Source organism: Streptomyces sp. NPDC028991, from assembly GCF_055564775.1.
Genome location: NZ_JBVHVP010000003.1, coordinates 62,091 through 75,653, shown reverse-complemented (window position 1 = coordinate 75,653; position 13,563 = coordinate 62,091). Strand labels below are relative to the sequence as shown.

2 protein-coding genes (1 of these 2 cut by a window edge) are annotated in these 13,563 nt (G+C 75.6%); both read left to right on the top strand.

Features of this window, described 5'->3' with window-relative positions; translation table 11 throughout:
* On the top strand, window positions 1-163 hold the final stretch of the coding sequence (locus tag ACZ4V1_RS08015) for an SDR family NAD(P)-dependent oxidoreductase (protein ID WP_468331118.1). It extends 12,224 nt beyond the left edge of the window; only the last 163 of its 12,387 coding nucleotides appear in the window; its start codon lies beyond the left edge, outside the window; it ends in the stop codon at window positions 161-163.
* Window positions 163-13,563 carry an SDR family NAD(P)-dependent oxidoreductase gene (locus ACZ4V1_RS08010; RefSeq protein ID WP_468331114.1) on the top strand — a complete coding sequence of 4,467 codons (13,401 nt, stop codon included), beginning with the start codon at window positions 163-165 and terminating at the stop codon, window positions 13,561-13,563. The genes ACZ4V1_RS08015 and ACZ4V1_RS08010 overlap by 1 nt, the downstream gene beginning before the upstream one ends.

The following is a 13,563-nucleotide window of genomic DNA, read 5'->3' as shown; positions in this document are numbered from 1 at the left end:
CCCGTTCGAGCCCACCCGCCACTGGGCCGACGAGCCACCGGGGGCCACGGCCCCGCCGGACGACGACGAGGAACTGCTGCAACTGCTCAACGACCTGCGCGACGGCGCCAGGTCGGTCGAAGAGGTCGACGACATGCTTGTTCTCGGGGACGGGGGCCATTGATGAGAACCGGTCTGCAAGAGGCCAAACGAGAGATCCTGGCACGGGTGAGCCGGGGCGAACTGGATGCCCGGCAGGCCGCGGCGCTGCTGCGCCGCGTCACCGCGGAGAAGCCGGCCACCGTCTGGTACGAGGCCACCTGGACGGCGCCCGCGCCGATCCCGCACACGGGTCCGGCCGACGTCCGCGTCCTCGTCCTGCGCCCGGGCACCGACGCCCGGGACCCGGACGACTCCGGCCGGCTCGTGATCCCGGCGGACGCCCCCGTGGACTGGCGGGGCGCCTGGCGTGCGGTCAGCGGTGGTCCCGGAGTCGTGCTCGACGTCCGCGAGGCGTCCGGCGCTGCCGCCCTCGACGCCGCGTTCGCGCTGCTGAGGACGGTCGTCGAGGACGATTCCCGGCAGCCGGTCGCGCTCGCCGTGCTCACGGCCGGGGCCGGGCAGCGGGTGACGGCCGACGCCCTGGGAGGGCTGTGCCAGATCGCCGCCCAGGAGGTCCGCCGCGTCCACGCCGTCGCCGTACACAGCGTCGACCCCGCCGGGGACGGCAGCGGCCGTACGCACCTCGAACTCGCCGCTGTCGAACTGGCCCTGCCCGCCCCGGGTTCCCGCCAGGTCCGCCACGGGCCCGGCGGGCGGGCCACCAGGACGCTCACCCCCATCGAGCCCACCGCCGGCCTTCCGTGGCGCGACGGTGGCGTCCACCTCGTCACCGGCGGCGCGGGCGGCGTCGGCGCCCAGGCCGCCCTGCTCCTCGCCCGCCGGCACGCGGCGCGTCTGGTCCTGCTCGGCCGCTCGGCGCCGACGGCGCGCGTCGACCGGCTCCTCGACCGGTTGCGCGAGGCGGGCGGCGCGGCCGTGTACGTCCAGGGCGACGTCACCCGGCGCGCCGACGTGCGGCGTGCCGTGGCGCGGGCCCACGAGGAGTTCGGGCCGCTGACCGGCGTGCTGCACGCGGCGGGCGTCAACGAGGACGCGTATCTGGTCAACAAGGAGCCGGAGACGGTACGCCGGGTGCTCGCGCCGAAGATCACCGGCGCCGCCGTGCTCGACGAGGCCACCGCGGCCGAACCGCTGGAGTCGTTCGTGCTGCTCTCCTCCGTCGCCGCCTACACGGGCGGCCCCGGACAGAGCGACTACGCCGCCGCCAACCGCGCCCTCGGCGCCCTCGCCGCCGCACGTGCGGCGGACGCCGGCCGGCCCGGCGCCACCGTCGCGCTCGCGCTGCCGCTGACCGAGGGCGGCGGCATGGACCTGAGCGAGCGGGACAAGCGGGCCGTCCACGACCTCCAGGGCATGACGGCGCTGCCCGCCGACGCCCTCCTGGACACCATCGGCACCGCGCTCGCGGCGCGGCGGCCCGAGGTGTACGCGGTGCACGGCGACGCGAAACGCGTCCGCGCCCATGTGGCCCGGCACCTGGCCGAGCGTGCGGAGGAGAGCCGCCGGGAGCCCTCCACCGGCGGCGACGACTTCGAACCGGCCGTCGAGCGGTACCTGCTCGCCCTCGTAGGCGACCTCCTCCGGCTGCCCGAAGGCCGGCTCCGCGCCGACCAGGAACTGTCCACCGTCGGCGTCGACTCCGTCCTCATCAAGAAGATCCACACCGTCCTGGAGGACCGGCTCGGCCCGCTGCCCGCCACCCTCCTCTTCGAGTACCGAACGGTCGGCGAACTCGCCCACCACCTCGCGGCGGAGCACGGCGTGACACTGCGCGGCCTGCTCGCTCCGGACACGGCCGTCGCACGGACCTCCGGGCGGACCGCGCCGGACCGCCGTCCCAGCACCCCGGCGACGGCCCCGGCCGGCGAACCCGTCGCCGTCGTCGGCGTCGCCGGACGCTACCCCGGTGGCCGCGACCTCGACGCCTTCTGGCGCACCCTGCGCGACGGCGAGGACGCCATCACCGAGGTCCCGGCCGACCGCTGGGACCACTCTCGCTACCACGACCCCGGCGAGCGCGGCGTGGGCACGGTGTACGCCAAGTGGGGCGGGTTCATCGAAGACGCCGACCGGTTCGACGCCCGCTACTTCAACATCTCGCCCCGCGACGCCGAGCGCGCCGACCCCACCGAACGGGTCTTCCTCGAAGTGGCCTGGTCGGCGCTGGAGGACGCGGGCTACTCACGGCGGCTGCTGCACGAGCGCACCCGGCGCGGCGAGCAGCACGCCGTGGGCGTGTTCGTCGGCGCCACCGCCACCTCCTACAAGCTGATCGGCGCCGAGGAGTGGGGCCGCGGCCACCGGGTCATCGCCCTCTCGATGGACTTCTCCATCGCCAACCGGCTCTCCTACCTCCTCGACGCCCACGGCCCCAGCCTCGTCGTCGACACCGCCTGCTCGTCCTCGCTGACCGCGCTGCACCTGGCCGTGGAGTCGCTGCGGCGCGGCGAGTGCGCGATGGCGATCGCCGGCGGCGCGCACATCCAGACCCACCCCATCAAGTACGGTGTGCTCGCGGACATGCGGCTGCTGTCCACCGACGGCCGCTGCCGCGCGTTCGGCGCCGGCGGCGACGGGTTCGTGCCCAGCGAGGGCGCGGGCGCGCTGGTCCTCAAACCCCTGTCCGCGGCCCGCGCCGACGGCGACCACATCCACGGCGTCATCCTCGCCACCAGCCTCAACCACGGCGGCCGCACCAACGGCTACACCGTTCCCTCGCCCCGCTCCCACGCCCAGGTCATCTCGGCCGCCCTGCGCGGCGCCGGGGTCACCGCCGACACCATCGGCTACGTCGAGGCGCACGGCACCGGCACCGCGCTCGGCGACCCCATCGAGATCGAGGGACTGCGGCGGGCCTTCGCCGAGCACACCGACCGCGTCGGCTACTGCGCGATCGGCTCCGCCAAGTCCAACATCGGGCACGCCGAGTCGGCGGCGGGCGTCGCGGGCATCACCAAGGTGCTGCTCCAGTTCGCCCACCGGAGGCTCGCGCCCACCCTGCACGCCGACGAACCCAACCCGAAGATCGACTTCTCGGCGTCGCCGTTCGTGCTGCAACGCCACCCCGCCCCCTGGGAGCGACTGCGCCCGGACCTCCCGCGCCGCGCCGCCGTCAGCTCCTTCGGCGCGGGGGGCGCCAACGGCCATGTCATCCTGGAGGAACCCCCGGACACCCCACACCCCGGCCCGGCGGCCGGGGCGGACACCGAACAGCTGGTCGTCCTGTCCGCGAAGACCGAGGAACGGCTGCGCGAAGTCGTACGACGGCTGCACCGGCACCTCGAGCCCGGCCCCGGGCCCATCCTGCGCGACCTCGCCCACACCCTGGCCACCGGCCGCGACGAACTGGACAGCAGACTCGCCGTGACCGCCCGCACCCGGGCCGAACTCCGCGACAGGCTGGGCGAGTTCCTCGCCACCGGCGCCGCCCCGGGACTGGTCACCGGGCGCGTCGACCCCGCCGCCGGGCCCCCCGCCGGTCCGGTCCGCACCGCCCCACTGCTCGCCGCCCGCGACCTCGGCGCGCTCGCCCGGCTGTGGACCCGGGGCGCCTCCGTCGACTGGGCCGGCGCCTTCGACGGCGCCAGGCGCGTGCCGCTGCCCACCTACCCGTTCGCCGGCGACCGCCACTGGGTCGCCACCACCCCGCCCCTCGACCCCGGCGGCACCGCGCGCCCCGCCCCGCCCGGGTCCCTCGACCGCGTCGTACCGGCCCTCGACGGACTGGTCCACGAGGCCGCCCTCGCGCGGGACGACCGGATCGTGGCCGACCACCTCGTCCAGGGGCGCGCCCTGCTCGCGGGAGTGGCCCAGCTCCAGCTGGCCGCCACCGCCGCCGAGAGGCTGGGGCGCGGCGGGGTACGGGAGATCACCGACGTACGGTGGCGGACCCCCGTCGAGATACCCGACGGCGGCACCACGGTCCGCGTCGCCCTCACCGCCGCCGCGGACGGCGGGCTCGACTACGCGATCGGCGTCCGGGACGGGCGTCCCTGCTCCACCGGCACCCTCCATCCCGGCTCCGACCCGGCCGAACAGCCCCCCGCCCTCGACCTCGACGCGATCCGCGCCCGCTGCACCACCCGCCACGACGGCCCCGCCTTCTACACCGACCGCGCCCAGAACGGCGGCCTCGCCTACGGCCCCCTCTTCCGGCGGCTCGCGGCCGTCCACAGCGGCCCCGGCGGAGAGGCCCTCGGCGAGCTGACGCCGGCGCCCGGTACGTCCGCGCCCGACTGGGCGGTGGACGCGGGCACCCTGGACGGCGCCCTGCACGCCCTGCACGGGGTGCTCCCCGAACCGGCCGAGGGCGCGGCGCCGTTCCTCCCGGCGTCCGTGACCCGCGTGGAGCTGACCGGGCGCGTCGGGGACGCCCGGCATGTGCACGTGCGGCTGCTGGACCACGACCCCGAACGCGGCACCGCCCGCGCCGATGCGACGCTGACGGACACGGACGGCGTACCCGTGGCGGCCATCCACGACCTGCGCGTGGCCCGTCCCGCCGCGCGCCCCGAGTCCGCCGCGGTCCGCCATCTGCGCACCGCCTGGGAGGTCCTCGACGCCCCCGTCCCCGCGCCGGCCCCGCACACCGGCCACACCCTGATCCTCACCACCGCCCGCGACTTCGGCCTCGGCCAGGCCCTGGCCGCGCGCTCGCCCCGCACCCGCGTGCTGCGCCTCGACACCGCGGACGCGTACCGGGACCTCGGCCCCGCCGTCGAAGCCCTGGACGACGACAGCGTGCTGCACTTCCTCGGCGGGATCGACGACCGCCTCTACGGCAGCCACGACCTCGCCCACCTCGACACCGCCCTCGACCAGGGCTGCCTCGCCCTGTTCCGGCTCGCGGGACGGCTCGCCGCCCGGCGCCCCGAAGGGCTGCGGCTGTCCGTCGTCACCAGCGACAGCCAGCAGACCGACGAGGCCGTCCCGGCCCGCAACCCGTACGCCGCCGCGCTGATCGGCCTCGCCAAGTGCCTCGCCCGCGAGCTGCCGTTCGTCACCGTGAGCTGTCTCGACCTGGACCGCCGCGCACTGACGCGCGGTGGCGCCGAACCGGACCGGCTGGCCGCCGCCGTGGCGGCCGAACCCGGTGAACTCCCGGTGCGCGAGGTCGCCCTGCGCGGCCGTATCCGCCTCGGCAGGACACTGCGCCCCGTCACCCTCCCCGACGTCCCGGACACCGGGCTGCCGCTCCGGCACGGCGGTACCTGTCTTCTGGTGGGCGGCGCGGGTGGCCTGGGGCGGGCGGTGGCCCGGTACCTCGCCCGCGAGTACGCAGCCCGCCTCGTCCTCGTCGGCCGCCGTCCCCTCGGCGAACTGCCCGACACCCTGCTGTCCGAGCTGCGCGACGCGGGCGGCGAAGCCGTCTACGAACAGGCCGACATCACCGACCGCGACGCCGTCGGCGCGCTCCTCACTCGGGTCCGCGCCCGCTTCGGCTCCGTCGACGGAGCAGTGCACGCCGCCTTCACCCTCGCCGACGGCCTGCTGCACCGCATGGACGAGGCGACCTTCCGCGCCGCCCTGCACGCAAAGACCCACGGCACCGTCGTCCTCGCCGAGGCCCTGGCGGGCGAACCACTCGACTTCTTCGCGCTGTTCTCGTCCGCGGTCTCCCACCGGGCCAACGCCGGACAGGGCAACTACAGCGCGGCCTCCACCTTCCAGGACGCCTACGCCCACCATCTGGCCGCCCGCACCCGACTGCCCGTCAGACTCTTCAACTGGGGCCTGTGGGGGGACAGCGGCTCCGTCGCCTCCGAGGACTACCGGCGCCGGGTGGCCCGCCTCGGCGTGGCCGGTCTCACCGACGAGGAGGGTGTCGAGGCGTTCCGCCGCGTACTGGGCGCCCCGCTCACCCAGGCCACCGTCCTGAAGACCACCGGCGACCAGGCACTCGAAGGCGTCACCGACACCCCCGCCGACACCCTCGACGCCCCCGGCGACGGACAGGCGGTACGGGCGGCCGTGGCGGGCGCCACCGAGGTCCGGCGCGACTCCTGCGTACCGTCCGGCTACCTCGCCCGCCTGGACGACCTCGCCCGCCGGGAGGTCCTCGCCGCCCTCCACCGGATGGGCGCCCCCCGCCCCGCCGACGCCGCCCGCACGCCGTCCGCCCTCGCGGCGGACCTGGGCGTCGCCCCCGGGCGACGGCGCCTCTTCGACGCCCTGCTCGACATGCTGCGCGGCCCCGGTCTCCTCCGGGACGACGACGGCCGCCTCAGCTTCCCCACCGACCCGTACTCCGCGACCGGCGCGGACGACCGCACCAGGCTGACCGAGCGGCTCGTCGCCGACCACCCGCATTGCGCGCCCACGGTGGAACTGATCGCCGACTGCGCGGCGGCCCTGCCCGACGTCCTCACCGACCGCCGCCGGGGACTGGAGGTCCTCTTCCCCGGCGGCTCCCAGCACCGGATCGCCGCCCTCTACCACGACGACCCGCGCTCCCGGCACTTCAACGCGATGTGCGCCGCCGCGGTCGCCCGCCGGGCGACGGAGCTGCGCGGACGCGAACCCGGCCGCCCCCTCAGCGTCCTGGAGATCGGAGCGGGCACCGGCGGCACCACCCGCCCCCTCCTCGCCGCCCTCCGGCGGTGCGAAGGAGGAGCACCCGCCTACGTCTGCACCGACATCTCACCCGCCCTCGTCCGCCAGACCGCCGAACGGCTCGGACCCGACCACCCCGAGGCCGTCTTCCGCACCCTCGACATCGCCGCGGACCCCGCCGAGCAGGGCTTCGCCGGGGAGCGGTACGACATCGTCGTCGCCGCCAACGTCCTGCACGCCACCGGTGACATCCGCGCCACCCTCCACCACGTCGCGTCCCTGATGCGCCCCGGCGCCCTGCTCGCCGTCACCGAGTCGACCGCCGTCCTGGACGCCGTCACCCTCGTCTTCGGCCTCACGGACGGCTGGTGGCTGTACGGCGACGGCGCGCTGCGGCTGCCGCACTCACCGCTCTTCGCGGCCGACGACTGGCGCGCGCTGCTCGCCGAGGCCGGGCTGCGCGACGTACGGGCGCTGGCCGCCACCGAGGACGCCGGCGCGCACACCGACCAGAGCCTCGTACTCGCCGAACGCGGCACCATCCGCCCCCAGGACGCCCACCCGGAAGCCGGTGCCGCTCCGGCACCGGAGCCGGAACCCGCGCCCGTCACCGCCGTAACGGAGGCCCCGACCATGCCGGCCGACCAGGACCACGACGGCCGCACCTGGCTCGTCGACCGCCTGCGCACCCGCTTCGCCGCGAGCCTCAGGCTCGACGCCGGCGAACTGGAGGCGCACACCCCGCTGTTGGACTACGGCGTCGACTCGCTGGTGGTCATGGAGGCCACCGAGGCGCTGAGCAAGGACCTCGGACAGCGTGTCGTCCTCGACGAACCACTCACCGGCCTCACCCTGACCGAGGTGGCGGACCTGGTGCTCGCGAAGGGCGTCACCGTGCCCGCGTCCGAGGCGTCCGAGGCGTCCGAGGCGTCCGCCGCGTCCGCCGCGCCGGTCGTGCGGCGGGCGGCGGACCAGCCCGGGCAGGAGCCGCCGGACGAGGTGCCCATCGCCGTCGTCGGTGTCGCCGGGCGCTACCCCGGCGCCGACGACCTGTGGACCTTCTGGGACAACCTGCGCGACGGGCGGCGCGCGATCGGCGAGATCCCGGCCGACCGCTGGGACGCGGACGCGCAGGGCGCCGCGTCCGGCATCCGCTGGGGCGCCTTCCTCACCGACGTCGACCGCTTCGACCCGCTGCTGTTCCGCATCTCGCCCCGCGAGGCCGCCACCATGGACCCCCAGGAACGGCAGCTGCTCCAGACGGCCTGGACCGCGCTGGAGGACGCGGGAGCGACCAGGGCCCGCCTGGAGGCCGACGCGGTCCACGCGTCCGGGACCGGGGTGGGAGTCTTCACCGGCGCCATGCACACCCCCTACCAGGCGCTGGCGGCCGACCGCCGCGCCCGGGGCGAGCGGCCCGACGCCCGCTCCGCGCACTGGTCGCTGGCCAACCGCCTCTCGCACTGCTTCGGCTTCTCCGGCCCCAGCGTCACCGTGGACACCGCCTGCTCGTCCTCGCTCACCGCCCTCCACCTGGCCTGCGAGTCCCTGCACCGGGGCGACTGCGGGGCGGCGGTGGTCGGCGGCGTCAACCTGATCCTGCACCCGGCCCACCACGAGGAGCTGGCGCGCGCCCGGATGCTCTCCGGCGACGGCCACGCGCGCGCCTTCGACCGGGACGGCGACGGCATGGTGACCGGTGAGGGCGTCGGCGTCGTAGTCCTCAAACCGCTGCCCGAGGCGCTGCGGGCGGGGGACCGCGTGCACGCCCTGATCGTCGGCTCGGCCGTCAACCACAACGCCGGCGACGACACCTACACCACCCCCGACGCCGGTGCGCAGGCCGCACTGCTGCGCCGCGCCCTGCGCCGAGCCCGCCTCGGCCCCGACGACATCCGGTACGTCGAGGCCGCCGCGACCGGCGCTCCGGTGGGCGACGCGGTCGAGGCCGAGGCCCTGCGCGAGGTCTTCGGCCACCGGGACGCCGGGCGCGGCCCCGTGCGCGTCGGCTCCCTCAAGCCCGGCATCGGCCATCTGGAGGCCGCGTCCGGCATGGCCCAGCTCACCAAGGTGCTGCTCCAGCTCCGGACCGGCCGGCTCGCCCCGACCCTCGACGTCACCACCCCCGTTCCGGCGTTCTCGGCGGACGGCTCCCCGCTCGCCCTCGTCCGCCGGACCGAGCCCTGGCCCGGCGACGACGGCCACCCGGCGGGGCACGCGGTCGTCAGCTCCTTCGGGGTGGGCGGCGCCAACGCCCAGTTGATCGTGGCGGCCCCGCCTCGGCCGACCGAACCCGCCCAGGACACCGGTGGACCACGGCTCGTCCCTCTCAGCGCCCGCAGGCCCGGCGAACTGGCCCGGCTGGCGGCCCGCTTGCGGGACTTCCTGCGCGGCCCGGGCGCCGACGCCGCCCTCGACGACGTGGCCCACACCTTGCGGGTGGGGCGCGAGCCGCTGCGGACGCGCACGGTATTGGTCGCGGGTGATCTGCCCGAACTGGCCGACGGGCTCGACGCGTTGGCCGGCGGCGGCCCAGCATCCGCTCCCGACCTGGCGGCGCTGCCGCCCGAGTGGGCGGCCGCCGCCAGGCGCTGGACGGACGGCGAGGACGTGGACTGGCGGGACCTCGACGGCACCGGTCGCGTCGTCTCCCTGCCGGGCTACCCGTTCGCCCGCGACCGGTACTGGCTGCCCGAGCCGGAGGCTGAGTCCGAGGCCGAGCCGATCACGGCCCCGGTACCCGAAGCCGCACCGGCCACCGCCCCCACCGGCGACGTGTACGACATCGTCGCCGCTGCCATCAGCGGCGTCCTCGGCCTGCCCACCGAGGAGGTCGGCCCCGAGGAGCACCTGAGCGACTTCGGCTTCGATTCCGTCACGCTCACCGAACTCGCGGCGGTGCTCGGCGACCGGCTCGGCGTGGGCGTACTCGCTCCCGAGCTGTACGCGCACACCGACGTCGCCTCGCTCGTGGCGGCCCTCGCCGCACGGGTGCCGGTGCCGCCGGCACCCGAACCGGTCGCCGCCGCCGCCCCGGCGCGCCCCGCCGGGGAGCCGGCCGCCGAGCCCATCGCCGTGGTCGGCATGGCGGGCCGCTTCCCGGGCTCCCCGGACCTGGACGCCTACTGGGAGAATCTCGTCGCGGGCCGGGACCTGGTCGGTGACGTGCCGGAGGACCGCTTCGACTGGCGGGACATCCACGGCGCCCCGGGCCAGGACCCGCACCGGGTGCCGTCCCGTCGGGGCGGGTTCCTGGAGGGCGTGGACCGCTTCGACGCGGACTTCTTCCGGATCTCCCCGCGCGAGGCCCGCACGATGGACCCGCAGCACCGGCTGTTCCTCCAGACCGTCTGGCACGCCATCGAGGACGCGGGCCACGACCCGGCCTCCCTCGAGGGCAGCCGCACCGGAGTGTTCGTCGGCGTCGGCTCCTCCGAGTACGCGCAGATGCTGATCGGCCGCGGCGTCGAGATCGACGGGCAGGCCGCCACCGGCAACGCGCACAGTGTCCTGGCCAACCGGGTCTCCTTCCTGCTCGGACTGCACGGCCCCAGCGAGCCCGTCGACACCGCGTGCTCCAGCTCGCTGACCGCCGTGCACCGGGCCGTGCAGGCGATCCGCGCGGGGGAGTGCGAGGCCGCCGTGGCGGGCGGAGTGAACGTCATCCTGTCCCCGACCGGCTATCTCGCCTTCGGCAAGTCCGGGATGCTCTCTCCCGACGGCCGCTGCAAGACCTTCGACCACCGCGCCGACGGCTACGTGCGCGGCGAGGGCGTCGCCGCCCTGCTCCTCAAGCCGCTCGGCCGCGCCCTCGCCGACGGCGACCACGTCCACGCCCTCATCCGGGGCACCGCCGTCAACCACGGCGGCCGCGCCAACTCCCTGACCGCGCCCAACCCGCAGGCGCAGACCGACGTCATCGTGCGCGCCCACCGCGCCGCCGGAGTCACCGCCGACACCGTCACCTTCGTCGAGGCCCATGGCACCGGCACCGCCCTGGGCGACCCGATCGAGGTGAACGGCCTCGTCGACGCCTTCCACGAACTGGGCGGCGACGGCCGCACCGGCTACTGCGCCCTCGGCAGCGTGAAGACCAACGTCGGGCACCTGGAGACCGCGGCCGGGATCGCGGGCCTGGTCAAGGTGATCAAGGCGCTCCAGCACCGCACCCTGCCGCCGTCGCTGCACCTGGAACGCGTCAACCCGCTCATCGACCTCACCGGCACCCCGTTCCACCTTGTCGACGAGGCCCGGCCGTGGCACCGCCCGGCCGGCCGGGCCGGCGGCGAGCCGCCGCGCCGGGCCGGGGTGAGTTCCTTCGGCTTCGGCGGCGTCAACGCCCATGTGGTCGTCGAGGAATTCGAGCCTGCCGAGCCCGACCGGTCCGGCGCCGACGCCGCGGGCCCTCAGCTGTTCGTGCTGAGCGCCCTCACCGAGGAGCGGCTGCGCCGGTACGCGGAACTCCTGGCCGAAAGCCTGGAGCGCGGCGCGTGCCGTCCCGCCGACGTGGCGTACACCCTGCGCGTGGGGCGGCCGGCTCTCACCGAGCGGCTGGCGGTGATCGCGGACACGCTGCCCGAGCTGGTGGCCCGGCTGCGCGCCTGGGCCGCGGGCTCCGGGCCACGCGAACCGGAAGGCGTCGGCCCGCTGCGGGAGCTGGCCATCCGATGGGTCCGGAACAAGGAGACCGACTGGTCCCGGCTCGAGGGCCCGACCGGACGGCGGGTGCCGCTGCCGACGTACCCGTTCGCCGAGGAACGGTACTGGCTGCCCGAGGCCGCGCCGCAGCGTCCGCAGGACACCGCCACCGCACCCGGGACCCCCCGGGCGCAGGAGCCCGCACCGCCGGAGCCGGCACCTGTCGACGACACCTCCGAACTGGCCCTGCACGTCAGAGAGCTGGTGGCGCAGGGGGTGGGGCTGGCGCCGGAGGAGATCGACCCCGCCAAGGACTTCGCGGCGTACGGGATCGACTCGATCGTCGCGCTGCGAATAATGCAGCGGGTCCAGGCGCGGTTCGGTGAGGAGATCCCGATGGCGGCGATCTTCGAACAGTCCACGCTGGAGCGCCTGGTGGCACACATCGCCACCCTGAGCCCGCAACCCGCCGCCTCCACCGTGCCGGATTCCGCCGCCACTGCCGTGCCGGATTCCGCCGCCACTGCCGTGCCGGAACCGGCCGCCGAGCGTCCGACAGCCCGCGTCGTCCCCTTCGTCCCCGACGGCGCCGGCGTCCCCGTGCACTGCATGCCCGGTGACACCGGCGAGCTGAGCTGGCTGACCCATGTGCAGACGGCTCTCGCCGACGACGGCCCCGTCCTCGGCGTCGAACCGCCCGGCTTCCGCACCGGCCTGTCCCCGCTGTCCTCGATCGCCGAACTGGCGGACGCCGCCACGGCCGCGGTCCTCGCCGGCCGGCCCGAGGGCCCCTACCGCCTGGCGGGCCAGGGCTGCGGTGCGGTCCTCGCCTTCGAGACGGCCCGCAGGCTCCTCGAACAGGGACACCGGGTCGACGAACTCCTCCTCATCGGCGCCCCCGAGCCCGGCGACCCCGTCCCCTCCGGCCTCGACGCGCTTACCGGCGCGTTCGGCACCGTCTGGGGCGGCTACCGGTGGCTCGACGGGGACGTCCCGGACGGCGTGGGAGACGGCGGCCACGCCGAGGCGGCCCGGGTGCTCACCACCCACGCCGCCCCGCCGATGGGCGAGGCGATGCTCGCCGAATGGCTGCGCGAGGCCCACGCCCACCGCACCGCGCTGCACACCGCCCTCGCGTCGTACACCCCACGGCCGCTGTCCGGACCGGCCCGCGTCACCGTCGTACGGGCGCTGCTGGACGGCCGGCCCACGACCGGTGACTGGGCGCGCTGGCTGGACGTGCCGCCGCGGACCCTCGACCTGCCGAGCCGGCCCGACTACCTGGTCTCCGCGGGTGCGGCGGTCGACCTGCGCAGGCTGCGGCGGCCGGAGCCCGAAGCGGCCCGCGAGGGGCGGAAGTTCATCACCGGCATCAACCGGGCCGGGCACCGGCAGCGGTCGTACTGGATGCACCACATGTACGGCGACGTCAGCTACGGCCTGTACCTGTCGCGCTACCTCGGCGCCGAGTACCCGCTGCTCGGGGTCGAGCAGATCGACCTCGACTCCCGGCTGCACCGCTTCGGCACCTTCCAGGAGATGTGCGCCGCGTACACCGCCGCGATCCGCGCCGACCACCCCGGCGGCCCCTTCACCCTGGCCGGTTCGTCGTTCGGCGGGGTCGTCGCCTACGAGGTCGCCCGCCAGCTGATGCACCACGGCGAACGCGTCCACTCCCTCGTCATCGCCGACGGCATCATGCCGACGACGCCCGCCTGGGCCGGTGTCGACTGGTCCTCGCTCACCGACGACGAGTCGGAGAGCCTGCCGCTGATGATGCTCGGCAACGCCTACTGCCACCGGTGGAACATCACCGAACTGGTCAGCCTGGAGTCGCTGCTCGGCAAGGACATCGACGAACAACTGCGGCTGATCGCCCGGCACGTCGTCGACAAGGCGGCGGCGAAACTCGCCCCCGACAACGTCCTGACGCTGCTGCGGCGCACCAACGACGCCTTCAACCAGAACGTCAGGCTGCTCACCGAGTACGTGCCGCAGCCGCTGCCGGAACCCGCCGACGTCACCTTCTTCCATGCCACCCAGGGCTTCGTCGGCGCCCGGAACCCGGCCGGGCTGCCCGCGATGCGGCGCCTCGACGGCGACCGCACCAACGGCTTCGGGCGGTTCGTCGGCAAGCCGCTGCGCGTGCACGACGTGGACGCCGACCACTTCACCATCGTCCACGACGCGGGGCTGCGGACCATGGCCCGGCTGATGACCCCGGCACTGGGCGGACCCCCCGCACCCGAGGCCGGCGACCTGATCCAGTGA

What these genes read in the sequence shown, in the direction of transcription:
- ACZ4V1_RS08010 (WP_468331114.1), top strand. Translation starts at nt 163, where the DNA reads ATGAGAACCGGTCTGCAAGAGGCCAAACGAGAGATCCTGGCACGGGTG.